The following is a 25,158-nucleotide window of genomic DNA, read 5'->3' as shown; positions in this document are numbered from 1 at the left end:
GGTTCGGCTGTGGTAGGGCGCACACACTAGGCTGTCCGCGTGAGTCTCCCCGTTGTTTTGATTGCCGACAAGCTCGCGGAATCGACCGTCGCCGCTCTCGGTGACCAGGTAGAGGTCAGGTGGGTCGACGGTCCGGACCGCGAGAAGCTGCTCGCTGCCGTGCCGGAAGCCGACGCGCTGCTGGTGCGTTCCGCCACCACGGTGGACGCCGAGGTCATCGCCGCGGCCCCCAAACTCAAGATCGTCGCCCGCGCCGGTGTCGGCCTGGACAACGTCGACGTCGACGCCGCGACCGCCCGCGGGGTGCTCGTCGTCAACGCACCGACCTCCAACATCCACAGTGCCGCCGAGCACGCCCTGGCCCTGCTGCTGTCCACGGCGCGACAGATCCCCGCCGCCGACGCAACGCTGCGGGAACACACCTGGAAGCGGTCGTCGTTCTCGGGCGTCGAGATCTTCGACAAGACCGTCGGTGTCGTCGGTCTCGGCCGCATCGGTCAGCTGGTCGCCCAGCGCCTGGCCGCCTTCGGCGCCCACATCGTGGCGTACGACCCCTACGTCTCGCAGGCCCGCGCCGCCCAGCTCGGTATCGAGTTGCTGCCGCTGGAGGAGCTGCTCGGCCGAGCCGACTTCATCTCGGTGCACCTGCCCAAGACCAAGGAGACCGCCGGCCTGCTCGGCAAGGACAACCTGGCCAAGACCAAGCCGGGCGTCATCATCGTCAACGCCGCCCGCGGTGGTCTGATCGATGAGCAGGCCCTGGCCGATGCCATCACGAGCGGCCACGTGCGTGCCGCCGGTCTGGACGTGTTCTCGACCGAACCGTGCACCGACAGCCCGCTGTTCGAGCTGCCGCAGGTCGTCGTGACCCCGCACCTGGGTGCCTCGACCGCCGAGGCGCAGGACCGGGCCGGTACCGATGTGGCCGCCAGCGTGAAGCTCGCCCTTGCCGGCGAATTCGTGCCGGACGCGGTCAACGTGGGCGGCGGCGCCGTCGGCGAAGAGGTGGCGCCCTGGCTGGACCTGGTGCGCAAGCTCGGTCTGCTGGCCGGTGCCCTGTCCGATGCGGCCCCGGTGTCGCTCACCGTCCAGGCGCGCGGCGAGCTGGCGTCGGAGGATGTCGAGATCCTGCGGCTGTCGGCGCTGCGCGGGCTGTTCTCCGCGGTGGTCGACGAGCAGGTCACGTTCGTCAACGCTCCGACGCTGGCCGCCGACCGTGGCGTGGCCTCCGAGATCAGCACTGCCACCGAGAGCCCCAACCACCGCAGCGTGGTCGATGTGCGCGTCGTGCATGCCGACGGCAGCGCGGTGAACGTCGCGGGCACCCTGTCGGGGCCGCAGCTGGTCGAGAAGATCGTCCAGATCAACGGCCGCAACTTCGACCTGCGCGCCGAGGGCTACAACCTCATCGTCCACTACAACGATCAGCCGGGCGCCCTTGGCAAGATCGGCACCCTGCTGGGTGGGGCGAACGTCAACATCCTGGCCGCGCAGCTGAGCCAGGACGTCGATGGCGACAGTGCCATCGTGATGCTGCGGCTGGACACCGACGTGCCAGAGGATGTGCGTTCGGCGCTTGCCGCTGCCGTTGACGCCACGACGCTGGAAGTGGTCGACCTGTCATGAAACTCGCTGTAATCGCCGGTGACGGCATCGGTCCGGAGGTCATCGCCGAGGCGCTGAAGGTGCTCGACGCGGTGCTGCCCGGCGTGGACCGGACCGAATACGACCTGGGCGCGCGGCGTTACCACGCGACGGGGGAGACCCTGCCCGAGGGATTCGTCGAGGAGCTCAAGGGCTATGACGCAATCCTGTTGGGCGCCATCGGCGATCCGTCGGTCCCCAGTGGTGTGCTCGAACGCGGGTTGCTGCTCAACATGCGGTTTGCGTTGGACCACCACGTGAACCTGCGGCCGTCGAAGTTGTTCGCCGGGGTTTCCAGTCCCTTGGCCGGCAACCCGGAGATCGACTTCGTGGTGGTGCGCGAGGGCACCGAAGGTCCCTACACCGGCACCGGCGGCGCGATCCGGGTGGGCACCCCGCACGAGGTTGCCACCGAGGTGTCCACCAACACCCGGTTCGGCGTGGAGCGCGTGGTGCGTTATGCGTTCGAGAAAGCCCGCGCGCGACGCAAACACCTGACTCTGGTGCACAAGAACAACGTGCTGGCGTTCGCCGGCTCGCTGTGGAAGCGCACCGTCGACGAGATCGGTACGGAGTACCCGGACGTCGAGACGGCTTACCAGCACATCGATGCGGCCACCATCCACATGGTCACCGATCCCGGCCGGTTCGACGTGATCGTCACCGACAACCTGTTCGGCGACATCATCACCGATCTGGCGGCCGCGGTCTCCGGCGGTATCGGCCTGGCCGCCTCGGGCAATATCGATGCGACGGGCACGAACCCGTCGATGTTCGAGCCGGTGCACGGTAGTGCACCCGACATCGCCGGGCAGGGGATCGCCGATCCGACCGCCGCGGTGATGAGCGTGGCGCTGCTGCTCACGCACATCGGTGAGACCGACGCCGCCGCGCGGGTCGACAAGGCGGTCGGTGAGCACCTGGCCACCCGCGGTGACGCGAAGCTCTCGACCAGCGAGGTCGGCGAGCGGATCCTGTCGCTGCTGTAGCCGGTGATTCTGCGCTGAGTCGGCGGTGACTGCCCGCTTCGCCACCCTGACGAGGCAGTGTTGGCTGTTCGCCATCGGATCGGCGTTCTTCGCGGCCGCCACCGTGCCGGGTTTCCCTGCCTTGGCCGGTGCGGGCGTGACGAACACGCTGTGCTTCGTCGGCTCGTGGTTTTTCACCACGGCCGCGGGCATCCAGCTCGTGCTCGCCAGACGCGGACTCGACTGGTGGTCGGCGGCCACACAATTCGCCGGGACCCTCCTGTTCAACCTCAGCACCGGCGCGTCGGTCTGGGCCCACGCGGTACTGGCCGAGCGTCGGTTCGTCTGGGCCCCCGACGCGACCGGCTCACTGGCCTTCCTGCTCAGCGGCGTGCTCGCAGTGCTGGCGGTCGGCGCGTGGTCACCGAAATCCGCTGGCTGGCAGGCCGCGTGGATCAACATGATGGGCTGTGTGGCGTTCGGGGTCTCTGCGCTCGCCGCATTCGTTCGCAAGACCGGCGTGACAGTCGACGAGCGGCTCGCCAATTTCGGCACCTTCATCGGGGCGTTGTGCTTTCTGGCCGCGGCGTTGATGCTGCGTCCCCGGTCTGACACGGCACCGACTCTGCGCTGAGGGCGCGGGTCACTCGCACATTCGCGCCCTGGACGCAGAGTCGATCACCGAGGCGATGAGTCTTTGGGCGCCGGTCGGTCTATACGGGCATGGGACTCATCGACATCGAACTGTTCGCGACCCTCGACCTCGTCGCGCAGGCGCCGGGCGGGCCTGACGAGGACCCCGAGGGGTTCTCGTTCGGCGGCTGGCAGGCGCCGTTGATCGACGAGGTGTCGGGTGCACAGGTCGGCGCTGCATACGAGGGCACCGATGCTCTCCTGCTCGGGCGCCGGACGTACGACATCTTCGCCGCCTACTGGCCACACCAGACGGATGACTTCGGCACGCTGTTCAACAGCATCCCCAAGTACGTCGCCTCCCGCGGCACACCTGACCTCACGTGGGCCGGTTCCCAACAGTTGGGCGCGGACCTGGGTGCCGCCGTGCGTGAGATCCGGGATCGGCATGAGCATGTGAAGGTCGTCGGCAGCCTGAATCTGGTCCAGACGCTCTTGCGCGAGAAGCTCTTTGATCGCCTCGACCTGTGGGTGCACCCGATCATGCTGGGTGCGGGGAAGAAGGTGTTCGACGGTGGCGCGGTGCCCACCAACGTCACACTGCTGCAACCGCCGGTCGCCAGCCCGAACGGCATCGTGCATCTGCGGTACGGACTTGCCGACGGAATTCCGGGGACCGGGGACATGAGCGCGCCCGATCAATGAGTTCGGTTGTGCGCGGTCAGGGCTGGGCCGGTGCAACGGCGACGCTGCTGGCGTCGACATCGGCGATGTGGACGCGCTGATCGCCCTCGCGGATGAACAAGCTTGTGACGGTAGGCGGTTGGTTGGCCTGCCGCTCATCGGGCGGTCGGGGCACCTTCGCGACGATCACCGCGTCTCCGTCGGGCAGCGGGTAGTCGCGGTAGGTTCCCGACGGCGCGACTTGTGTCCACTGGCCGCCGTTCAGCTCCCACACGCCGCTGTCCGACGTGGGCTCGGACCGATTCGTCGGACACTGCTCGGCACCCGCGGTGGCCCGCAGCCTCCCGTCGGATGTCCACCACACCGCGCCGCTCTGATTGCCATAGAAGTAGGGCCCGGGGGTCGCATCGAAGGGCCCCGGTGGAAATCCGGCAGCTTGGTGGCCGGTGGCGGAGTCGAACACTGTGACCTGGTGTCGGTCGCAGGAGCCGGTCTTGTCGATGGCACCGGTTTCGTAGGCGAATCTGGTGCCGTCGGGGCTGAAGACCGCAGATATCCACTGCGTGGTCGGTTGGTGCGCGACATCGCGGACGGTGCCGTCGGCATCGACGAGGAACAGGCGATCGGCCTGGGTGAACCTGTCCGAGCCGTACTTCTTGACGATGGCCACCCGTCCATGGCCTGCGCCGATCACGTTTCCGGTGAAGTCCTGGGTTTCGGCGGGTACCGCCTGTTGCTCGGGCGTTCGTGGCGGTAATTGAACGGTGCGCAACACACTGGGCGTCGGGCTCGGCCGGCTGAGGTCCAACTGCATCAGGGTTACCTGACCGTCGGGAGCGTCCGCTGTCGGCGGGGCCTGCCAGACGATTGTGCTGCCCTGCAACGGATACGGGAGGCCGGGTCGACTCGGCCGTTGAGAGTCGGTGCGAGACTGAGCCGGAATGGCCACCTCGTGAGTTTGACGGCTTGCCACATCTGTCCACACCAGCTCGGCGTGCATGTCGCCGCCGTCGTAGGGATAGCGCCCAGCCTGCTCATCGGCGTACTGCGCGAAGGCATAGGTTCCGTCGGTAGTGAAGGCAGGTCCGCTCAGGCCCGCGAACCGGGACGCACCAACTTGTTTTTTCCAGGTGGCAATGGGATTCGAGCCTTCAGTCAGCACGAAACCCACCTCTCCCGAGTCGAACCAGGGGGTGGCTCTCGGCACGGTGTAGGCGATCAACGGGCCGTGAGTCTCCGGCAGGGCGGTTGGAGACGGCGGGCTCGACGGCTGGTCGTGCACCTGACATGCGTTTGTTGCCAGTGCGAACGCCAAGAGTGCGGATACGACACGACCGGTTCTGACCGGCCGGCTCGCCGCACCTACTCGAGTGGGGATGCCCGATCTCATCAGTGCAGCGTATGTCGGCTGAGACCCGCTGCCCTACGGTTCTTTGCGCACCGGATCAGCCGGAACCAGTGGCACCGCCAGCAACGGCAACAATGCGCACACCGCGAAGGCCGCGGGGTATCCGGCCACACCGATCAGCGCGCCGAACAACGGCGCAGAGCTGGCGGTGGCCAGGTGCTGGCTGGTGTTCTGGGTACCGAGTGCGCGCCCACTCCAGAACGGGCCGGCGATCTCCGCGATTGCCGTGAACGCCAAACCGTTGTCGGACACCGTGATCACCGAGGCGATCACGATCAGGGCGACACTGATCGGGGAGCCCAGCCAGTCGGTGAGCGCCAGCAGCCCCATTGTCGCTGCCGCCGCCAACGCGATGGTGCGGATGGGACGCAGCCGTTGTCCGATCACATCGGACCAGCGGCCCGCGGCGATTCGTCCTGCCGCGCCCAGCAATTGGGCGATGGTCACCAGCGTGCCCGCCGAGGCCGCGGACCAACCCCGATCGCTCATCAGCCACACCAGGGTGAAGGTCCACACCAGGCCCTGGGGCACGACCAGGAGAACCGACACTGCGTGGATGCGCCACAACACGTTTGAACCGCGATACGGGTTGGCGAGGTGTTCGGCCGGTGCTTCGTGGCGGGGTGGCCGTGGCGGATCCAGCACGCCCACAGCGCAGATCACCGCGGACAGCACGCATACGACCGCCGGAAACAGCAATGCGGTTGCCACACCGTGGGATTCAGCCAGGCGCGGAATGACCAACGCGCCCAGTCCGACACCCAGAGGCGTTGCCGTCTGACGGATTCCCATGGCCAGGCCACGCTGGTCGGGTGGGAACCAGCCGACCACGACCCGCCCACTCGCCGAATTGCTGCTGGCCGCGGCCATTCCGCCCAGTAGCAGGAACACGCCGACGGCCACCAGGGAATGCGCGGCGGCCGCTCCGAACGCCGCCGCGGCGGTCAGGGCCGAGCCCACCGTCAGCACGATCCGTTCACCGACCCGGTCGACGACGTAGCCCCAGGCGATCAGTGTGACCACCAATCCGAAGCTCGGCATCGACGACAGCAGACCGGCCTGCGCCAGATCCAGGCCTCGCTCGGCGTGCAGGGTGGGGATGAGAAATGCCGCGCCGTTGATGAACACGTTGGCACATGTGGTCGCAGTCAACGCGATCACCAACATCGACCAACGGCGAAATGTGCTGATCGACGAAACCGGCATGTCTGCATCGTTTCACGGATGTCCCAAAATATTGAACTGACATCTCAATATATGAGAAGCGTCCGGACTGTCCTAGGCTGTGACCGTGAAGATGTGGTTTGCGGTCACCGCTCTGCTGACGTGTGGATTCTTGACGGCGCCGACGGCGGTGGCGGCAGTCGCACCGGACTGGTCGGGCCTGGATGCCCGGCACTATGACGCACCGATTCCGGTGGCAGGCACCCTGATCGAGACGGTTCCGTTGGACCCGGCGCTGTCGGTACCGGGCGCGGCGAGTGCCTACCGCATCCTGTATTCGACTGTCGACCAGCATGATGCAGCCGCAGTCAGTACCGCTGTGGTGTTCATCCCGCACGGCCAGGCACCCGACGGCGGCTGGCCGACCATCGCGTGGGCGCACGGCACGGTGGGACTCGGTGACGATTGCGCACCGTCGGCGCAGCCCCGCAGCGCGCGGGATGCCGAATACCTGACGCACTGGCTCGACCAGGGCTACGCCGTCGTCGGCTCCGATTACGCCGGACTCGGCACCCCCGGGCTGATGAGCTATCTCAACAGCGTGGCCACCGCCCACAGCGTCGTCGACTCGGTGATCGCCATGCACCACATGGACCTGCCGTTGTCACCGAAATGGGCCATCGTCGGTCAGTCCCAGGGCGGCGGGGCCGCGGTCAACAGTGCGCGCTGGGCCACCGAATTCAGCCGGGGGACGGGTCTGGACTACCGCGGCGTGGTGGCCACCGGAACACCGTTCAACGTCCAGGGAATCGTCGAACAGTCCGGGCCCGATATGTTGCTGCCGCCGAATCTGGGACCCGCGGCCAACAGCTACACCGGCTACATCCTCGCCGGACTGCGTGAGGCGCGCCCCGATCTCGACATCGACAGCGTGCTCACCCCCGCCGGACTGGACGCGGTGAACAAGGCCGAGACACTGTGCAAGCCGGATCTCGATCAGCAGCTGGCCGGTATGACACCGACGGCGTACTTCAGCGCGCCGTTGGCCACCCGGCCCGGCGTTCCGGAAGCTCTCGACGCCTACATGGGGACACCGACCAGCGGCTACGACCGGCCGATCTTCCTCGGCGTCGGGCTCTTGGACCGCGATGTTCCGCCGAACATGTCGCAACAGCTCGCCGATCAGCTACGCGCCAACGGCCAGGACGTCACATTGAAGGTCTATCCCGACGAGGATCACTCGGGCACCGTGCTGGCCTCGGTTCCGGACTCCACGCCGTTCCTCGCCGCGCTGTTCGACGGGCACTGACGGAAGCCGACCGGAGGCGTCAGCGCTGGTCGTAAGACACTGCGCACTACCCTGGTCAAAATGCGCTTAGGTCGAATCGCCAGTCCCGATGGCGTCGCTTTCGTCAGTGTCGAAGGCGACGGTGCAGATGCCGTCTGCAAAGAGATCGCCGAGCATCCGTTCGGTAACCCCAACTTCACCGGGCGGAGCTGGCCACTGGCCGACGTCCGCCTGTTGGCACCCATCCTGGCCAGCAAGGTCATCTGCATGGGCAAGAACTACGAGGCTCACGCCGCGGAGATGGGCGGTGCGGCGCCCGAGGATCCGGTGATCTTCCTCAAGCCCAACACCGCGATCATCGGCCCCAATGTGCCGATCCAGTTGCCGGCCGATGCCAACCCCGTTCACCACGAGGGGGAGCTGGCGATCGTGATCGGGCGGCCGTGCAAGGACGTCCCCGCTGCGCGCGCCGCCGAGAACATCCTGGGCTACACCATTGCCAACGACATCTCGGCGCGCGACCAGCAGGCCAAGGACGGTCAGTGGATGCGGGCCAAGGGGCACGACACCTTCTGTCCGGTGGGCCCGTGGATCGTCAACGACCTCGATCCGTCCGATCTGGAGATTCGCACCGAAGTGAACGGCGTAGTGCGGCAGCGCAGCCGAACCTCGCTGATGATCCACGACATCGGTGCCATCGTTGAATGGGTCTCGGCCGTGATGACGCTGCTACCCGGTGATCTGATCCTGACCGGAACCCCGGAGGGGGTCGGTCCGATCGAAGACGGGGACACCGTGAGCGTCACCGTCGAAGGCATCGGCACCCTCACCAATCCCGTTGTGCGTAAGCAGAAATAGAGGCAAGTGATGACATCTCCCTCTCGTCCGGTCCGGGTGAGGTTCTGTCCGTCCCCGACCGGCACACCGCACGTCGGGTTGGTGCGTACCGCGCTGTTCAACTGGGCCTACGCCCGGCACACCGGCGGAACGTTCGTCTTCCGCATCGAGGACACCGATGCCGCGCGTGACAGTGCCGAGAGCTACGCCGCGATCCTCGACGCGTTGCGCTGGCTCGGGCTGGACTGGGACGAGGGCCCCGAGGTCGGCGGCCCCTACGAGCCGTACCGGCAGTCGCAGCGCAGCGAGATCTACCGTGACGTGATCAACCGCCTGCTCGAGGCCGGCGAGGTCTACGCGGCATATTCGACGCCGGAAGAGGTCGAGGCGCGGCACGTGGCGGCCGGACGCAATCCCAAACTCGGGTACGACAACTATGACCGGGACCTGACCGACGAGCAGCGCAAGGTATTCGTCGACGAAGGCCGCAAGCCCGTGTTGCGCCTGCGGATGCCCGACGAGGACCTCGGCTGGACCGATCTGGTGCGCGGGCCGGTGAGCTTCCCGGCGGGTTCGGTGCCCGATTTCGCGATCACCCGCGCCAACGGAGATCCGTTGTACACCTTGGTCAACCCGGTCGACGACGCGATGATGAAGATCACCCACGTGCTGCGCGGCGAGGACATCATGCCCTCGACGCCGCGTCAGATCGCGCTGTACCGGGCGCTGATGCGGATCGGCGTGGCTGAGCGGGTGCCTGAATTCGCTCATTTGCCAAGTGTTCTCGGCGAGGGCAACAAGAAGCTGTCCAAGCGGGATCCGCAGTCCAATCTGTTCTTGCACCGTGATCGCGGTTTCCTGCCGGAGGGTCTGCTGAACTACCTGGCGCTGCTGGGCTGGGGCATCGCCGACGATCACGACGTGTTCAGCCTCGAGGAGATGGTGGCCGCGTTCGACGTCGTCAACGTCAACTCCAACCCGGCGAGGTTCGACCAGAAGAAGGCCGACGCGATCAACGCCGAGCACATCCGGCTGCTGACGGTCGAGGACTTCACGGCTCGGCTGCATGGGTACTTCGAAGCCCATGGCCACGACACAGGTTTGGACGACGCCGCATTCGCCGAAGCGGCCGCGCTGGTCCAGACGCGCATCGTCGTCCTCGGCGATGCGTGGGGGCTGCTGAAGTTCTTCGACGACGGCTCCTACGAGATCGACGAGAAGGCCGCTGCCAAGGAACTGCGCGAGGAGGCCGCACCGGTCCTGGATGCCGCTCTGAGCGCCCTGGAGGCGGTCGGGGAGTGGAACACCGCCAACATCGAGGCGGCGCTCAAGGAGGCCCTTCTGGACGGTCTGGAGCTCAAGCCACGGAAGGCGTTCGGGCCGATCCGCGTCGCCGTCACCGGCGCCACGATCAGCCCGCCGCTGTTCGAATCCATGGAACTGCTGGGGGCCGACCGCAGCCTGACGCGGTTGCGGTCCGCCCGGGCCCGGCTGTGAGCGCCGGGGGGTGGCGGGGCTTGGTAAAAAGCGCCGAAATTCTTTGGTAGTCTGCTCGTCGGCCCGAAAAGCAAAACGGGGAAGCCCCCGCTGAGCCGATCGGACCGAAATTGCCTGCCACCTGCGGTGATAGGCAATTAATGGGGTATGGTGTAATTGGCAACACAGCGGTTTCTGGTACCGCCATTCTAGGTTCGAGTCCTGGTACCCCAGCCATCCGGAGCGGTTCAGCCGGATTAGGCGAGCACCACTGCCTGAGCTATGCTGACCATCCGGAAGTTCTAGCCCCCGTCGTCTAGCGGCCTAGGACGCCGCCCTCTCACGGCGGTAGCGTGGGTTCGAATCCCATCGGGGGTACAGAAGGTGAGCGCCTCGGCGCGAACCGCAACAGCGCCCAGTTCTCACGAACTGGGCGCTGTTGCGTTGTATGGGATTCGTCCGCCCGGGTTTGCGTCGCTCTCCCGTCGTGCGCTCCTCTTGCGCCCGTCCCGCCGGCTTTGCCACGCCAGAGTGGCTCTGGGTGTCGAAGGTCACTCTGGCGTGACGCTCGGTGAGACTCGGTGGTGCGGGCGGCGGTGGGCCGCCTGGGTTGTCACGCTGGAGTGGCGCCGGCGCTCGACAGCCACTCTGGCGTGACACACCGGGCTACTGAGATTCGCCTCACAGTCGCCGGGTCAGGGCGTCGGACGCGGCGAGTAGATCGGCAGCCCAACGGGCTCCCGGCCGGCGACCCATACGGTCGATCGGTCCGGACACCGAAACCGCGGCGATCACGGCGCCGCGCCCGTCACGCACCGGCGCCGAGACGCTGGCCACTCCTGGCTCGCGTTCGGCGGCACTCTGGGCCCAGCCGCGCTTGCGGACCTCGGCCAGCGCCCGATCGGTGAACTTGGCCGCCGGAAGCACGGCCTGCTGGGTGGCCGCGTCGGCGTAGGCCAGTAGCACTTTGGCTCCAGAGCCCGCGGTCATCGGGAGGTGGGTCCCGACCGGCACGGTGTCACGAAGTCCGGCCGGCGGCTCCAACGCCACCACGCAGACCCGTGATTGGCCCTCGCGCCGGTACAGCTGGACGCTCTCGCCGGTGATCTCGCGTAGGCGGGGCAGTACCGCGGCCCCGGCGGCCAGCAGCGGATCGTTGACGTGGGAGGCCAATTCGGTCAGTGCGGGGCCGAGGCGCCAGCGGCCGTCGCCGTCGCGGGCCAGCAGCCGGTGGGTTTCGAGTCCCGCGGCCAGCCGGTGCGCGGTCGCTCGGGGGAGTCCGGTCCGCTCGCAGAGTTCGGCCAGCCCGCAAGGTGACTCGGCCACGGTGTGCAGCACACCCACCGCTTTGTCGAGAACGCCGATGCCGCTATCATTTCTCACAGAGAGATACTAGCGTCTCGCATTGTGAGATGACAGGCGAGATGACGACAGTACCGCCCAGCCCTGGCGGACTCTTGACGCAAGCCCGCATATGCCGTTAATCGAATCGAGAAGTAGCGATGGACCAATCGACACAGACATCCGTGAAGCCGCGCACACTGGCCGAAAAGGTTTGGGAAGACCACGTCGTGGCGCGCGGTGAGGGCGAGGGCGCGTCCCGCGAGCCCGACCTGATCTACATCGACCTGCATCTCGTGCACGAGGTCACCAGCCCGCAGGCGTTCGACGGTCTGCGCATGGCGGGTCGGCCGGTGCGACGGCCCGACCTGACGATCGCCACCGAGGACCACAACGTGCCGACGGTCGACATCGACAAGCCGATCGCGGACCCTGTCTCGCGCACGCAGGTCGAGACATTGCGGCGCAACTGCGAGGAATTCGGTATCCGACTGCACCCGATGGGTGACGTCGAGCAGGGCATCGTGCACATCATCGGACCGCAGCTCGGACTGACACAGCCGGGCATGACGGTGGTGTGTGGAGACAGCCACACCTCGACCCACGGGGCGTTCGGCGCCATCGCTATGGGCATCGGCACATCCGAGGTCGAGCATGTGATGGCCACGCAGACACTGCCGCTCAAGCCGTTCAAGACCATGGCGGTCAACGTCGACGGCGTGCTTCCGCCCGGGGTGAGCGCCAAGGACATCATCTTGGCCGTCATCGCCAAGATCGGTACCGGCGGCGGCCAGGGCCACGTCATCGAATACCGGGGCAGTGCCATCGAAGCGCTGTCCATGGAAGGCCGGATGACGATCTGCAACATGAGCATCGAGGCCGGGGCGCGGGCCGGGATGGTGGCTCCCGACGAGACCACCTATGAGTTCCTCAAAGGCCGTCCGAACGCTCCCAAGGGAGCGGACTGGGACGCCGCCATTGCCGCGTGGAGCCAGTTGCGCACTGACGAGGGTGCCGAATTCGACACCGAGGTCTACCTGGATGCCGCCGCGTTGAGCCCGTTCGTGACGTGGGGCACCAACCCGGGGCAGGGGGTCCCGTTGTCCGCTTCGGTCCCGGATCCTGAGTTGATCGGCGACGACGGCGAGCGTCAGTCGGCGGAGAAGGCTTTGGCCTACATGGATCTGCGGCCCGGGATGGCCATGCGCGACATCGCCGTGGACACCGTCTTCGTCGGCTCCTGCACCAACGGTCGCATCGAGGACCTCCGAGTGGTCGCCGACGTGCTGCGCGATCGCAAGGTGGCCGACGGGGTGCGGATGCTGGTCGTGCCGGGCTCGATGCGGGTGCGTGCCCAGGCCGAATCGGAAGGTCTAGACCAGATATTCACCGCCGCAGGCGCCGAATGGCGGCAGGCCGGCTGCTCGATGTGTCTGGGAATGAACCCCGATCAACTGTCCCCGGGGCAGCGCTGCGCCTCCACATCCAACCGGAATTTCGAAGGCCGACAGGGTAAGGGCGGCCGCACCCACCTGGTGTCACCGGCTGTCGCGGCTGCCACCGCCGTGCGCGGAAAACTCGCGTCCCCTGCCGATCTGCCCGCCGCGACCCGCTAAAAAGCCAGAAGGAGAAGCGTGATGGACGCTTTCAGTACACACACCGGAATCGGGGTCCCGCTGCGGCGGTCCAACGTCGACACCGACCAGATCATCCCCGCGGTCTATTTGAAGCGGGTCACCCGAACAGGTTTCGAGGACGGATTGTTCGCCGCCTGGCGCACGGATCCGTCGTTCATTCTGAATCTCCCGCCATTCGACAAAGGCTCCGTGTTGGTCGCCGGGCCCGATTTCGGTACCGGATCTTCTCGCGAACACGCCGTCTGGGCGCTCATGGACTATGGCTTCCGGGTGGTTATCTCATCCCGATTCGCCGATATTTTCCGCGGCAACGCCGGCAAGGCCGGGCTATTGGCCGCCGAGGTCGCCCAAGACGATGTCGAGCTGTTATGGAAGCTCATCGAGCAGAATCCCGGCCTGGAAATCACTGTGAATCTTCAAGATCGAAATATCGTCGCCGGAACGGTTGTGTTGCCGTTCAGAATTGACGACTACACGGCCTGGCGGCTGCTCGAAGGACTCGACGATATAGGCCTTACGCTGCGGAAACTGTCTTCGATCGAGGATTATGAGAAGCGCAGGCCGAGCTGGAAGCCGCGTACTCTGCCGGCCTGATCGAGGCCTCCCGAGGGCGCTTCAGCGCCCGAATTCGCCGCCTGCCAAACCGGTTCTGGACCCGTCCCGGCGGAGTCCAAGTGGGGCAAGCGGATTGCCGGATTGTTCGCTAGCTACGCCTGAAATTGCGCGTGGCTCTTGGAAATCAGTGGTCACAGGGTTTACCGTGTCCTCTAGTCGGTCCAAAGAGGACCACTGGTTTCGGAGGTTTTGGATGAACAAAGCGGAGCTCATCGACGTACTCACAACCAAACTGGGCACCGATCGTCGGCAGGCTACCGCCGCGGTCGAGAACGTTGTGGACACCATCGTCCGCGCGGTGCACAAGGGTGACAGCGTCACGATCACCGGCTTCGGTGTTTTCGAGCAGCGCCGTCGCGCTGCCCGGGTGGCCCGTAACCCGCGCACCGGCGAGACCGTGAAGGTCAAGCCCACTTCGGTGCCGGCTTTCCGGCCGGGTGCACAGTTCAAGGCGGTTGTCGCTGGGGCGCAGCGTCTCCCGGCTGACGGTCCGGCCGTCAAGCGTGGCGTCACCGCAGGCCCTGCCAAGCGCACTGCCGCCAAGAAGACCGCCGCCAAGAAGGCACCTGCCAAGAAGGCCGCGACCAAGGCTCCTGCCAAGAAGGCCGCGACCAAGGCGCCCGCCAAGAAGGCCGCAGTCAAGAAGGCACCGGCCAAGAAGGCCGCGACCAAGGCTCCTGCCAAGAAGGCCGCGACCAAGGCGCCCGCCAAGAAGGCCGCTGCCAAGAAGGCACCGGCCAAGAAGGGCCGCAAGTAATTACGGTAAAGGCACGTCGTGAGCCGTAGATGAGCTCACGACGTGCCTTTCTCGTGTGGGTTTACTGCTGCTTGGATAGTGGACTGCACATGTGGTCGGCGGCCAGCAGCCGGCCGTCCGCGATCGACAACACCCACGCACTGCCCTTGCGATTCCCAGTCGTGGCGGGTCGCACGCGGTCCCGTTCACACCACCAGGAGATCAACCCGGGGATCACCTTGCCTTGTGAGCAGATGACCGGTGTACCTGCACGCGCCGCGATGTCGAGCAATCGATTGCGAGCGGCCTTGTGATCGTCGGCGTAGGCCTCTTCGGTCAGTGCCGGCTCGTTGTGGATGTCCACACCGAGCTCCTGGCCCAGAGGTTCCAAGGTCTGATGGCAGCGCAGCCGATCGGCCGCGTAAAGCGTTGTGGCACCGAATGCCAATAGTTGGGCGACCAGAGCCTCGGCCTGCGCCCGACCTTTCTTGTCGAGTGGTCGCTTGCGGTCGTCGCCCTTGAATCGTGACCGCCGCCCGGCCGATCCATGCCGCACCACGATCACAGTTTTCGTATCTGGCGGGTATTTTTCGAAGCGGCGCAACACTTTTCGGTCATGCGGATAGGCGACCTGATCCATGGCCGCATGCACCGGCAGCCAGATGAGCTTGTCCACCTCGTCATTGGGCGTGAAGTCTCCTCCGGTGGCGCGAGCCGCCCAGTACCAGACCCGTTTGGTGCCCTGCGGAATCTCGTACGAGATCGAGCCGAGCCGGCGGCCGAGCTGTGCCGCGTACCCGGTCTCCTCGTGAACCTCGCGTACCGCGGCCACCGGATCGGTTTCGTCCGGTTCGACCTTCCCCTTGGGAAGCGACCAATCGTCGTAGCGAGGACGGTGGATCACGGCTACCTCGGTGACGGTCGCGCCTGCGGCGTCCTGACCGCCGCGCCACAACACGGCGCCTGCCGCGGGCACCAGCTTGGTGCCCGGTTTGGCCGCCTTCGTGCTGTCGTCGGACACCTCAACTCCTGCAGGTCATTCACCGGTCCGGGCTATGGGCCCGGCCAAGTGGGGATCAGGGGTGCCGGTGACGTTCCATCAGCGACACCTGGTGGTCGCGGACTGTCTGCCCTTCCTGGGGCAGCGCAGTCCAATGGCCGTCGTGTCGTAACTCCCAGCACCGGGTCGCCGGATCCATCGCGGACTCGAACACCTCGTTGAGTTGTGCGGCCAGCCTCGGATCCTTGACCTGAGCCATCACTTCGACACGGCGGTCGAGATTACGATGCATCATGTCGGCACTGCCGATCCAGAACTCGTTGATGGCGCGGAAGTGAATAATCCGCGAGTGCTCCAGGAAGCGTCCGAGGATCGAGCGCACTGTGATGTTGTCGGAATAGCCGGGCACACCAGGGCGCAGTGCGCAGATACCGCGCACCACGATCTCGACCGGGATCCCGGCCTGCGACGCCCGGTACAGCGCATCGATCACCTGCTCGTCGACCAGGGCGTTGGCCTTCAACCGGATTCCGGTCGTCGCTCCCTCATGGTGAGCGGCAATTTCGCGGTCGATGCGCTCGATGATGCCCTTACGCACGCCGCGCGGAGCCACCAGCAGATTGCGGTAGGAGTCCTTGCGTGAGTAGCCGGTCAGTGAATTGAACAGGTCGGTGAGATCGGCGCCGATGTCGGGATCGGCGGTGAGCAACCCCACGTCCTCGTACAGTCGCGCGGTTTTCGGGTTGTAGTTGCCGGTGCCGATGTGGCAGTAGCGTCGGATCGTCGACCCCTCGCGCCGCACCACAAGGCAGGTCTTGCAATGGGTCTTGAGTCCGATCAACCCGTAGACGACGTGTACGCCGGCCTGCTCAAGCGCTCTGGCCCACTTGATGTTGGCCTGTTCGTCGAAGCGGGCCTTGATCTCGACGAGCGCCACGACCTGCTTGCCGGCCTCGGCCGCGTCGATCAGAGCGTTGACGATCGGTGAGTCACCGGAGGTCCGGTAGAGGGTCTGCTTGATGGCCAGCACGTTGGGGTCGGCGGCGGCCTGCTCGATGAAGCGCTGCACCGTGGTGGAGAACGAGTCATAGGGGTGGTGCACCAGTACATCGCCGTCGCGCAGCGTCGAGAAAATGCTCTTCGGTGTCTCGCGTTCGCCGAAAGCCGGTGGGGTGGCAGGCACGAACGGCCGGTCCTTGAGCGCGGGCCGGTCCACGTCGTAGATCTGCCAGAGCGCGGAGAGATCCAGCAGCCCGGGCACCTCGATCACGTCGCCGGGGGCCACGTCGAGCTCCCGTAAGAGCAATTCGAGCATGCTCTCGGTCATGTCGTCGGAGACTTCCAACCGGACCGGCGACCCGAACCGTCGTCGAGCCAGCTCACGTTCCAGTGCCTGCAGCAGGTCCTCGTCGCGATCCTCTTCGACCTCGAAGTCGGCATTGCGGGTGATCCGGAACGCGTGGTGCTCGACGATCTCCAGGCCGGGGAACAGGACCGGCAGGAACGCCGCGATGAGTTCCTCCATCGGCAGGAACCGCACCACCGTCGATCCATCGGCAGGGGGCGTCAGTTCCACGAAGCGACCGACATTGTCAGGCACCTTGATCCTGGCGAAGTGTTGTCCGCCGTCGTCGGGGTGCTTGACGGTGATGGCCAGGTTCAGGCTGAGCCCGCTCACGAACGGGAACGGGTGCGCCGGGTCCACCGCCAACGGGGTGAGGACCGGGAACACCTGTTCGTGGAAGTACGTGGAGAGCTTTGCGCGTTCGGACTCGTCGAGCTGGGCCCAGTTGACGATGACGATGCCCTCTTCGGCCAGCGCCGGGCGGACCGAGCTGAGGAACACCTTGGCGTGCCGGTTGGCGATCTGCTGGGTGCGCTCGTTGATGCGACGCAACTGTTCGCGCGGGGACAGGCCATCGGCCGAGCGCACCGAAAGTCCCATCTCGTCGCGGCGTTTGAGACCGGCCACCCGGACCATGTAGAACTCGTCGAGATTGGACGCGAAGATCGCCAGGAACTTCGCCCGCTCGAGCAACGGCAGCGAAGTGTCGGCCGCCAGGGCCAGGACCCGGGCGTTGAAGTCCAGCCAGCTCAGCTCGCGGTTGAGGTAGCGGTCCTCGGGCAGCGCGTCGTCCACCGCAGGTGAGGTGGCCGCCGGTGGCGCTTCGGGTGTCGCCGACTCGTCGGACTGCCCCGATACGGCTGCCGCGGCGTCCCGGTGAGAGTTGTTCGACCGGGTACCTGGCTCGGCTTCGGTGGCTTCGCTCATCTGTCCGATCATTCCCTATCGCGCGGGTCCCCGGCTACCTAACGGCATGCCTGCCGAGGGTGCGTGCGGTGGCGGTGCCCACGCCGAGCCGCCGTGCCGTCTGCAAATCGTCGGGAGTGTCGATGTCGCAGCGCAAACCGGGCCAGGCGCCGGTGAGTTCGATCGCACCGGAGTGACGATGGCGCGCAGCCGAATCGGATCCGAAGTGCGGAGCCAGGGGAGTGCCGAACGCGAAGAGCGCCGAGGTTCCGGTGCCGTGCCGATCGCCGACGAAACTGCGTTGATAACCGCGGGCCAGAGACAGCGCCTCGGCCAACTCCTGGGGTTGCAGTGCAGGTAGATCCCCTTGGAGGACAACGATATTCGGTGAAGAGGAGCGGAGCTCGGCCTCTGCGGCGGCGATGGCGTTGTTGAGTGGGTCACGATGACCGGGCGGTGTGGGGTCCATCAGAACGCCGGCGCCGAGTTGCCGCGCGGCGTCGGCCGCCGTCTCGTCCGGGGTGACGACGGTGACGGGGGCGATGGACGACGCGGCGTTGATGGTGTCGACGAGCATGGCCAGCACGACGGCCTCGCGCGTGGCCGCGGAGAAGATGGGTGCCAGCCGGGTTTTGGCGGCCGACAGCCGTTTCACCGCGATCACGAGGGTGACGTCGGCGGCCTGCGTTGCTGCCGCGTTGCCGCTCCGGGAGCCGCTCATGGGTTCATCCTGCCAGCCCGGCCGGTGACGGCGCGTGGCGCAGCCGCCGGGATAGGGTGAACGGGTGGTAGAGGCTGCGGTGATGGGTGCCGGTGCGTGGGGGACGGCGCTGGCCAAGGTGCTGGCGGATGCGGGAAATCCGGTGACGATGTGGGCCCGCCGGCCCGAGGTCGCCGAGGAGATCAACACCGAGCATCGCAACAGTCGGTATCTCGGCGATGTCGTGCTGCCGTCGACGATCCGGGCCACTTCCGATCCGGCCGAGGCGCTGGCGGGCGCCTGCACCGTGCTGCTCGGTGTGCCTGCTCAGCAGCTGCGGGGGAACCTGGAGGGTTGGAAGCACCTGATCGGTGACGACGTCACCCTGGTCAGTCTGGCCAAGGGAATTGAGCTCGGCTCACTCATGCGGATGAGTCAGGTCATCGTGCAGGTGACCGGCGTCGATTCGTCCCGGGTCGCCGTCGTGACCGGGCCGAACCTGGCCAGTGAGATCGCCGACGAGCAGCCCGCGGCGACCGTCGTCGCCTGTAGTGACTCGGGACGCGCGGTCACGCTGCAGCGCGCACTGGCCACCGGATACTTCCGGCCCTACACCAACGCCGACGTGGTCGGAGCGGAAGTCGGCGGCGCCTGCAAGAACGTCATCGCGCTTGCCTGCGGTATGGCGGTGGGCGTCGGGCTGGGAGAGAACACCGTGGCCGCGATCATCACCCGCGGCCTGGCCGAGGTCATGCGGCTGGGTATCGCGCTGGGCGCCACCCCCGCCACGCTGGCCGGTTTGGCCGGCGTCGGAGACCTCGTGGCCACCTGTACGTCCCGGCATTCGCGTAACCGCACGTTCGGCGAGCGGCTCGGCAAGGGCGGCACCATGGAATCGGCGATGATCGCGGGAGGCGGTCACGTGGCAGAGGGAGTGGCCTCGTGTGAATCGGTGCTGGCGCTGGCGTCCAGCTACGGCGTCGAGATGCCGTTGACCGACGCCATTTATCGGGTGTGTCACAAGGGATTGTCTGTTCACGAGGCAGTCGCGGGACTACTGGGTCGCAGCACCAAACCGGAGTGACCGGCCTCCGGTGCGAGGAGGAAAAGCAGGTATGGACGGCTTGTACGGGGATTCCACGCGGAGCGTCAAAGCTGTTGGTCTGGAATCGGTTCCAGGCCAACCGGTGGCGCCGATCCCGGTGCCCGCGTCGACGTTTCATCTCTCGCCCGACGAAACCGAGCCGCTGGACAGCTACGGCCGCAGCTCCAACCCGTCATGGCGGCAGCTGGAAGCGGCGCTGGCCGAACTGGAGGGTGCCGGAGCTGCACTCACATTCGGGTCGGGCATGGCCGCGATCACCTCGGCGCTTCGGGTGCTGGCCAAACCGGGAACCACGCTCGTGGTCCCCGCCGACGGCTACTATCAGGTCCGCCGTTATGCAATGGAATACCTTGCACCACAGGGCATTACGGTAATCGAAGCGAGTGTCGCCGAGATGTGTGAGGCGGCCGCTCAAGCCGACGTGGTGCTTGCCGAGACGCCGGCAAACCCGGGGCTCGACGTCGTCGATCTGCACCGGTTGGCGATCACGTGCCGCAGTCGCGGCTCCACCCTCGTCGTCGACAACACCACCGCCACACCGCTGGGTCAACAACCACTTTCGCTCGGCGCCGACCTGGTGGTGGCCAGTGCCACCAAATCACTGTCGGGACACAGCGACCTGGTGGCCGGCTACGTGGCGGGCAGCCAGCCCGAGCTGATGGCCGCAGTGGAGCGCGACCGGCTGCTGGCCGGGCCGATCCTGGGTGCGTTCGAGGCGTGGTTGGTACTGCGCAGCCTCGGAAGTGCCGGACTGCGCTTCGAACGGCAGTGCCAGAACGCCGCAGCCCTGGCGGTGATGCTGCGCAGCCATCCGGCGGTGCGCTCGGTGCGTTATCCGGGGTTGCCCGAAGATCCGGCACACGAACTGGCGGCCACCCAGATGAGACGTTTCGGCGGATTGGTGTCGATCGAGCTGGCCGATGCCGCCGCCGTGCACGCCTTGGTGGAGCGCAGCACGTTGCTCATCGCCTCGACCAGCTTCGGCGGAATCCACACCTCGGTCGACCGCAGGGCACGCTGGGGTGACCCCGTTCCCGCCGGTTTCGCCCGCATCTCGGCCGGGATCGAGGACACCGACGACCTGCTCGCCGATGTCGAGCAGGCGTTGCAGCGATGAAGGCCCTGGTCGGGATGCGCCGGACGGCAGGTCCGGACCGGGACGGTAGCCTCTCTAGGTTGTGACAGCCCGCAACCAGACCGGATCCCGCACCCGCGTCGCCGTCGTCTACGGCGGGCGTAGCTCTGAGCACGCGATTTCCTGCGTATCGGCAGGCAGCATCCTGCGCAACCTCGACCCGGAGCGGTTCGAGGTCGTCGCCGTCGGGATCACCCCCGACGGTTCGTGGGTGTTGACCGACGGAAGCCCCGAGACCCTCGCAATCACCGACGGCCGGCTTCCCGAGGTGACCGAGACGTCCGGTACCGAGCTGGCGCTGCCCGCCGCCCCGAACCGCAGTGGGCAGCTGCTGGCGCTGAGCAATGGTCCCGGTGAACTGCTGGCCGCCGTCGATGTCGTCTTTCCGGTGCTGCACGGCCCGTACGGCGAGGACGGCACCATCCAGGGACTGCTGGAGTTGGCCGGGATTCCGTACGTCGGCTCCGGCGTGTTGTCCAGCGCAGCCGGTATGGACAAGGAGTTCACCAAGAAGCTGCTCGTCGCCGAGGGGCTGCCGATCGGCGACTTCGTGGTGTTGCGTCCCAGTCCCGACGGTTCCGTTCCGACCCTCGATCTGGAGGACCGCGAGCGCCTCGGCCTGCCGGTGTTCGTCAAGCCTTCTCGAGGCGGCTCTTCGATCGGCGTCAGTCGGGTGTCGACATGGGATGAGCTGCCCGCGGCGATCGAACTCGCGCGGCGCCACGACCCCAAGGTCATCGTCGAGGCCGCGATTCCTGGCCGCGAACTGGAATGCGGTGTACTCGAATTCCCCGACGGCAGCATCGAGGCGAGCACCGTGGGCGAGATCCGGGTGGCCGGCGTGCGCGGACGCGAGGACGGCTTCTACGACTTCGCCACCAAATACCTCGTCGATGCAGCCGAATTGGACGTGCCGGCCAAGGTCGACGACGACATCTCCGACGAGGTCCGCCGGTTGGCGGTGCGTGCCTTCACCGCGATCGACTGCCAGGGGTTGGCCCGCGTCGACTTCTTCCTGACCGACGACGGCCCGGTGATCAACGAGATCAACACGATGCCGGGGTTCACCACCATCTCGATGTTCCCGCGGATGTGGGCAGCCAGCGGCGTCGACTACCCGACATTGCTGACCGCGATGGTCGAGACCGCGCTGGCACGCGGGACCGGCCTGCGCTGACCTCAGCGCGCCGGAGCCGGTGCCGGCTCCTGCGCGGACATGGTGCGGGCGATCTGACCTGAGATCTGCTGAATGGGTGTCGGCCCCGACCCGGCTGGCAGGGTCAGCGCGACGTACACCGGGCGGTCGACCGCGTACCAGGTGCTGCGGCCCTGATCATCGGTGGCCGGTCCCGATTCGCCCACTCGGAACCACTGGATCTCGTCGACCACCTGCAGGGGCGTGCCCACGACGAAATCGGTGGGGCGCTCCAGCCCGCAGCGCAGGACGACCGGCTCGGTGTCGGGCTCGGCACGCCAGGCCGCGGTGCCCGGCGGGGTGGGGTCCACAGTCGGGGCACGACGGAAATCGCCGAGCTGCTGGGGTAGTGCGTTCAGGAGGTCGTGGCACTGCTGGCTGTCGGCCTGCGGTGCCGGTATCGACGGAATGGCGACGGGTTGCTGTTCGGGTGAGCGCTGCCGGGACGCCGCGATACCGAGGACGGTGATCAGCACCGAGACCGCAACGACGACCGCTGCGATCAGCAGGGTGCGGGGCGGTCCGTCGGCGGCGGGCGAGTCGGTCACACCACCAACTCTATGGCCGGCCGGTGTCGGCGATCGGGCAGGTCAGGGTCCGGGTGATTCCGGGTACCTGTTGCACCGCAGGCACCACGTCGGACTGCAGCTCGGCCAAGGTGTCGGCACTGACCCGCAAGACCACGTCATAGGGTCCGGTCACGTATTCCGCGGCGACCACACCCGGAAGGCCGGCGAGCTGTTTGGCGACGACTTCGGCGCGGCCCACCTCCGTCTGGATCAGCACGTAAGCCTCCACCACCGGCTGTCTCCTTGATCTCGCTGCATAAACTGCTGGCCGCAGGCACCAAACGTACCGCAGGTCGGGTCCGGTTTCTTCCGGCGCGGCGGCCGACCGGCAGGAGGCGACATGACCGGCAAGACGATCGGCGACGATCCCGGAGACGACGACGGCGACACCCTGGCGTCCGCCGGGGAATTCGTCGTCATCGACCGTCTGGTGGCCGGGCGCGCGCAAGCCGAGGCCGTGACGCTGGGCCCTGGTGACGATGCCGCCGTGGTGACGGTGTCCGACGGCCGCACCGTCGTCTCCACCGACATGCTGGTGCAGGACCGCCACTTTCGGCTCGACTGGTCGACGCCGCACGATATCGGGCGAAAAGCCATCGCTCAGAACGCCTCCGACATCGAGGCGATGGGTGGGCGGGCCACCGCATTCGTGGTGGCGTTCGGAGCACCGTCCGATACTCCCGTCACGGCGGCGAAGGAAGTGTCCGACGGACTGTGGGCTGAGGCACGTGCGCTGGGTGCCAGCATTGCCGGCGGCGATCTGGTCAGTGCCCCGCTGTGGGTGATATCTGTCACGGTGCTCGGTGATCTCGGCGGCCGGGAACCGGTGCGCCGCAGCGGCGCCCGAGTCGGCGACACCGTCGCGGTGGCGGGTGACTTGGGCCGCTCGGCAGCGGGCTTCGCGCTGTGGGAGCGCGGCATCGAAGGACAGGACGGCTTCGCCGAGTTGCGGCAGCGTCACCTGACCCCGCACCCGCCGTACGGCCAGGGCGCCCGCGCGGCCGACGCCGGGGCCACCGCGATGACCGATGTCTCCGACGGCCTGCTCGCCGACCTGGGTCATATCGCGACGGCTTCCGGCGTCGGCATCGACCTGGACCGCGGCCTTCTCGATGCCGATCGCCTCGCGGTCACCGATGCCGCCACGGCGGTGGGAGCCGACCCGTGGGAGTGGGTGCTCGGCGGTGGTGAGGACCACGCGCTGGCCGCCACTTTCCCCGGTGCGCTGCCATCCGGCTGGCGCGCCGTCGGGCGGGTGTCGGAAGGACCGGCCAGGGTGCTCGTCGACGGCGCGCCGTGGACGGGAAACGCGGGATGGCAGTCGTTCGACTAACGGCTCACGCTAAGTTGGCTTTCCGTGACTCCACGCCCCCTGAATGAACTTGTCGAGGACGGATGGGCCCGCGCGCTCGCGCCGGTGGAAACGCATGTCGCGCAGATGGGGGAGTTCCTCCGCGACGAGCTCACCGAAGGCAGACGTTATCTGCCGTCGGGCCAGAATGTTCTGCGCGCCTTCACCTTTCCCTTCGACCAGGTACGCGTGCTGATCGTCGGTCAGGACCCCTACCCGACGCCGGGGCATGCTGTCGGTCTCAGTTTCTCGGTGGGCGCCGATGTCCGTCCGCTGCCTCGCAGCCTGTCGAACATCTTCAGCGAGTATTCCGAGGATCTCGGCTACCCGCAGCCGGCCAACGGTGACCTCACCCCATGGGCGCAACAGGGCGTGATGCTGCTCAACAGGGTGCTGACAGTGTCGCCGGGCACTCCGGCCTCGCACCGGGGCAAGGGCTGGGAAGCGGTGACGGAGTGCGCGATCCGGGCGCTCGTCGCACGCGAGCAGCCGATGGTGGCGGTGTTGTGGGGTCGTGATGCCTCGACGCTCAAACCGCTCCTGGCCGAAGGCGACTGCGCGACGATCGAATCGCCGCACCCGTCGCCGCTGTCGGCGTCGCGGGGATTCTTCGGGTCACGCCCGTTCAGCCGGGCCAACGAACTGCTGCAGCAGAAAGGCGCCGACCCGATCGACTGGCGGCTGCCCTGACCTGGTCAGGGCATAGGGATGGCCGGCGGCGCGGGAATCGCCGGCGGCGCCGGGATCGGCGGGGGCGAGGGGATACCCGCTGAGGGAATCTGGACTGTCATGTCGCCGTCACCGCCGCCGTTGCCCGGAGGAGCGGGCATCTCAGCCGACGGTGACGCAGGTGCAGGCGATACCGGAGTTTCGATGACGGTGGTCTCGGTATGGGTCGCCGGACCCTCCGAGGTCACCGGCGCCTCCGTCGTCGTGGGAGTCTCCGAGGTGGTGTTGCCATCGGAACTGGTGCCGCCGCACGCGGACAGCACGAGACCGGCCGCGACTGCGGCCGCAAATGCACAGAGCGGTGAGCGCGATGCGCGACAAGAGGTCATGACGACAGGAGGTACCCTGCCGTGTCCTCAGATAAACAACAGCGTCGCGCACCGGATCAGGCGCGCGTGACTAGCCGCGCGAGACCTTGCCGGCCTTGATGCAGGAGGTGCAGGCGTTCACGCGCTGCTTGTTGCCACCCGGACGTGCCACGGCACGCACCGACTGGATGTTCGGATCCCAGCGCCGGCTGGTCCGCCGATGCGAGTGCGACACCGACTTGCCGAAGCCCGGGGCCTTTCCGCAGATATCGCACACGGCAGCCATATCAACAACTCCTCGAAATCAGTACTTGGGGGGCTGGGCCCGCTCGCCGCAAACGGCGGGGCTCGACCCGACAACCTGATCAGAATACCGGGAGGCCA

The 25,158-nt window shown here is 66.9% G+C and carries 25 protein-coding genes and 2 tRNA genes; 17 read left to right on the top strand and 10 right to left on the bottom strand.

The genetic code is table 11. The features are described 5' to 3' along the window. The first annotated feature begins 39 nt into the window (after nt 1–39). From serA to A5779_RS11495, 4 genes are all read left to right on the top strand, one after another. Nucleotides 40–1,626 (top strand): phosphoglycerate dehydrogenase, encoded by a 1,587-nt coding sequence (gene serA / locus A5779_RS11510; RefSeq protein WP_064881906.1) that lies wholly within the window; start codon nt 40–42, stop codon nt 1,624–1,626. Further along, the gene (locus A5779_RS11505; RefSeq protein WP_064881904.1) at nt 1,623–2,633 is read left to right on the top strand and encodes a 3-isopropylmalate dehydrogenase; all 1,011 of its coding nucleotides are present in this window, start codon (nt 1,623–1,625) and stop codon (nt 2,631–2,633) included. The genes serA and A5779_RS11505 overlap by 4 nt, the downstream gene beginning before the upstream one ends. Before the next feature lie 25 nt (nt 2,634–2,658). Beyond that, on the top strand, nt 2,659–3,246 hold the full coding sequence (locus tag A5779_RS11500) for a hypothetical protein (RefSeq protein ID WP_064881902.1): 588 nt from the start codon (nt 2,659–2,661) through the stop codon (nt 3,244–3,246). A gap of 89 nt (nt 3,247–3,335) precedes the next feature. Beyond that, complete coding sequence (locus A5779_RS11495; RefSeq protein ID WP_055112736.1) at nt 3,336–3,950, top strand: dihydrofolate reductase family protein; 615 nt, start codon at nt 3,336–3,338, stop codon at nt 3,948–3,950. A gap of 16 nt (nt 3,951–3,966) precedes the next feature. On the opposite strand, the gene A5779_RS11490 is transcribed toward A5779_RS11495, so the two are convergent. Both A5779_RS11490 and A5779_RS11485 read right to left on the bottom strand, forming a co-directional pair. After that, nucleotides 3,967–5,091, bottom strand: coding sequence for a hypothetical protein (locus tag A5779_RS11490; protein WP_131811634.1), 1,125 nt, complete (start codon nt 5,089–5,091; stop codon nt 3,967–3,969). 261 nt (nt 5,092–5,352) lie between these two features. Further along, nucleotides 5,353–6,543, bottom strand: a complete 1,191-nt coding sequence (locus tag A5779_RS11485) for an MFS transporter (protein WP_064881898.1) — start codon at nt 6,541–6,543, stop codon at nt 5,353–5,355. A gap of 91 nt (nt 6,544–6,634) precedes the next feature. Between A5779_RS11485 and A5779_RS11480 the strand changes: the two genes are divergently transcribed. The 5 genes from A5779_RS11480 (at nt 6,635) to A5779_RS11460 (ending at nt 10,480) form a co-directional block, all read left to right on the top strand. Further along, nucleotides 6,635–7,810 carry an alpha/beta hydrolase family protein gene (locus tag A5779_RS11480; protein WP_064881977.1) on the top strand — a complete coding sequence of 392 codons (1,176 nt, stop codon included), beginning with the start codon at nt 6,635–6,637 and terminating at the stop codon, nt 7,808–7,810. A 60-nt stretch (nt 7,811–7,870) separates the two neighbouring features. After that, nucleotides 7,871–8,647 carry a fumarylacetoacetate hydrolase family protein gene (locus A5779_RS11475; RefSeq protein WP_064881896.1) on the top strand — a complete coding sequence of 259 codons (777 nt, stop codon included), beginning with the start codon at nt 7,871–7,873 and terminating at the stop codon, nt 8,645–8,647. Nucleotides 8,648–8,656: 9 nt separating this feature from the next. Continuing rightward, nucleotides 8,657–10,123: a glutamate--tRNA ligase gene (gene gltX / locus A5779_RS11470; protein ID WP_064881894.1), complete on the top strand. Its 1,467-nt coding sequence runs from the start codon at nt 8,657–8,659 to the stop codon at nt 10,121–10,123. A gap of 141 nt (nt 10,124–10,264) precedes the next feature. Next, nucleotides 10,265–10,339 (top strand) — tRNA-Gln (locus A5779_RS11465). Between the two features lie 68 nt (nt 10,340–10,407). Continuing rightward, nucleotides 10,408–10,480 (top strand) — tRNA-Glu (locus A5779_RS11460). A 303-nt stretch (nt 10,481–10,783) separates the two neighbouring features. Here the strand turns inward: A5779_RS11460 and A5779_RS11455 are convergent. Beyond that, nucleotides 10,784–11,485, bottom strand: a complete 702-nt coding sequence (locus A5779_RS11455; protein WP_064881892.1) for an IclR family transcriptional regulator — start codon at nt 11,483–11,485, stop codon at nt 10,784–10,786. A gap of 119 nt (nt 11,486–11,604) precedes the next feature. Here A5779_RS11455 and leuC point away from each other — a divergent pair, with 119 nt between their 5' ends. The 3 genes from leuC to A5779_RS11440 all read left to right on the top strand — a co-directional run bounded on the left by leuC (nt 11,605) and on the right by A5779_RS11440 (nt 14,452). After that, nucleotides 11,605–13,059 (top strand): 3-isopropylmalate dehydratase large subunit, encoded by a 1,455-nt coding sequence (leuC, locus tag A5779_RS11450; RefSeq protein WP_064881890.1) that lies wholly within the window; start codon nt 11,605–11,607, stop codon nt 13,057–13,059. A 21-nt stretch (nt 13,060–13,080) separates the two neighbouring features. Further along, a complete protein-coding gene (gene leuD, locus A5779_RS11445; protein WP_064881882.1) occupies nt 13,081–13,674 on the top strand; it encodes a 3-isopropylmalate dehydratase small subunit in 594 nt (197 codons plus the stop codon). Between the two features lie 214 nt (nt 13,675–13,888). Next, nucleotides 13,889–14,452 carry an HU family DNA-binding protein gene (locus A5779_RS11440; protein WP_064881872.1) on the top strand — a complete coding sequence of 188 codons (564 nt, stop codon included), beginning with the start codon at nt 13,889–13,891 and terminating at the stop codon, nt 14,450–14,452. A gap of 61 nt (nt 14,453–14,513) precedes the next feature. Here A5779_RS11440 and mutT1 read toward each other — a convergent pair whose 3' ends face one another. The 3 genes from mutT1 to cofC are packed head-to-tail and all read right to left on the bottom strand — an operon-like array spanning nt 14,514 to nt 18,403. After that, on the bottom strand, nt 14,514–15,452 hold the full coding sequence (gene mutT1, locus A5779_RS11435) for an 8-oxo-(d)GTP phosphatase MutT1 (protein ID WP_064881870.1): 939 nt from the start codon (nt 15,450–15,452) through the stop codon (nt 14,514–14,516). Between the two features lie 55 nt (nt 15,453–15,507). After that, nucleotides 15,508–17,715: an RNA degradosome polyphosphate kinase gene (locus A5779_RS11430; RefSeq protein ID WP_064881868.1), complete on the bottom strand. Its 2,208-nt coding sequence runs from the start codon at nt 17,713–17,715 to the stop codon at nt 15,508–15,510. 22 nt (nt 17,716–17,737) lie between these two features. After that, nucleotides 17,738–18,403 (bottom strand): 2-phospho-L-lactate guanylyltransferase, encoded by a 666-nt coding sequence (cofC, locus tag A5779_RS11425; protein WP_064881861.1) that lies wholly within the window; start codon nt 18,401–18,403, stop codon nt 17,738–17,740. 64 nt (nt 18,404–18,467) lie between these two features. Between cofC and A5779_RS11420 the strand changes: the two genes are divergently transcribed. The 3 genes from A5779_RS11420 to A5779_RS11410 all read left to right on the top strand — a co-directional run bounded on the left by A5779_RS11420 (nt 18,468) and on the right by A5779_RS11410 (nt 21,799). Then, nucleotides 18,468–19,466: an NAD(P)H-dependent glycerol-3-phosphate dehydrogenase gene (locus A5779_RS11420; protein WP_082941650.1), complete on the top strand. Its 999-nt coding sequence runs from the start codon at nt 18,468–18,470 to the stop codon at nt 19,464–19,466. 31 nt (nt 19,467–19,497) lie between these two features. Then, on the top strand, nt 19,498–20,604 hold the full coding sequence (locus A5779_RS11415) for a cystathionine gamma-lyase (RefSeq protein ID WP_064881859.1): 1,107 nt from the start codon (nt 19,498–19,500) through the stop codon (nt 20,602–20,604). A gap of 61 nt (nt 20,605–20,665) precedes the next feature. Then, entirely contained in the window at nt 20,666–21,799 is a 1,134-nt protein-coding gene (locus tag A5779_RS11410; RefSeq protein ID WP_064881858.1) for a D-alanine--D-alanine ligase family protein, read from the top strand. Nucleotides 21,800–21,801: 2 nt separating this feature from the next. Here A5779_RS11410 and A5779_RS11405 read toward each other — a convergent pair whose 3' ends face one another. Together A5779_RS11405 and A5779_RS11400 are read right to left on the bottom strand one after the other, a co-directional pair. Further along, complete coding sequence (locus tag A5779_RS11405; protein ID WP_064881849.1) at nt 21,802–22,365, bottom strand: DUF3515 domain-containing protein; 564 nt, start codon at nt 22,363–22,365, stop codon at nt 21,802–21,804. A 10-nt stretch (nt 22,366–22,375) separates the two neighbouring features. Beyond that, nucleotides 22,376–22,618 (bottom strand): Lrp/AsnC family transcriptional regulator, encoded by a 243-nt coding sequence (locus tag A5779_RS11400; protein WP_064881847.1) that lies wholly within the window; start codon nt 22,616–22,618, stop codon nt 22,376–22,378. Nucleotides 22,619–22,726: 108 nt separating this feature from the next. Here A5779_RS11400 and A5779_RS11395 point away from each other — a divergent pair, with 108 nt between their 5' ends. Both A5779_RS11395 and A5779_RS11390 read left to right on the top strand, forming a co-directional pair. Beyond that, entirely contained in the window at nt 22,727–23,719 is a 993-nt protein-coding gene (locus tag A5779_RS11395) for a thiamine-phosphate kinase (protein WP_064881842.1), read from the top strand. A 24-nt stretch (nt 23,720–23,743) separates the two neighbouring features. Next, a complete protein-coding gene (locus A5779_RS11390; protein WP_064881841.1) occupies nt 23,744–24,427 on the top strand; it encodes a uracil-DNA glycosylase in 684 nt (227 codons plus the stop codon). 5 nt (nt 24,428–24,432) lie between these two features. Here A5779_RS11390 and A5779_RS33840 read toward each other — a convergent pair whose 3' ends face one another. Both A5779_RS33840 and rpmB read right to left on the bottom strand, forming a co-directional pair. Next, the gene (locus A5779_RS33840) at nt 24,433–24,795 is read right to left on the bottom strand and encodes a hypothetical protein (RefSeq protein ID WP_131811633.1); all 363 of its coding nucleotides are present in this window, start codon (nt 24,793–24,795) and stop codon (nt 24,433–24,435) included. A gap of 70 nt (nt 24,796–24,865) precedes the next feature. Next, nucleotides 24,866–25,060 (bottom strand): 50S ribosomal protein L28, encoded by a 195-nt coding sequence (rpmB, locus tag A5779_RS11380; RefSeq protein WP_003881125.1) that lies wholly within the window; start codon nt 25,058–25,060, stop codon nt 24,866–24,868. Between the last annotated feature and the right edge of the window lie 98 nt (nt 25,061–25,158).

Source organism: Mycolicibacterium peregrinum, from assembly GCF_001665625.1.
Lineage (GTDB): Bacteria > Actinomycetota > Actinomycetes > Mycobacteriales > Mycobacteriaceae > Mycobacterium > Mycobacterium peregrinum_B.
The sequence above is the reverse complement of the archived record's forward strand: the minus strand, read 5'-3'. Positions and strand labels throughout refer to the sequence as shown.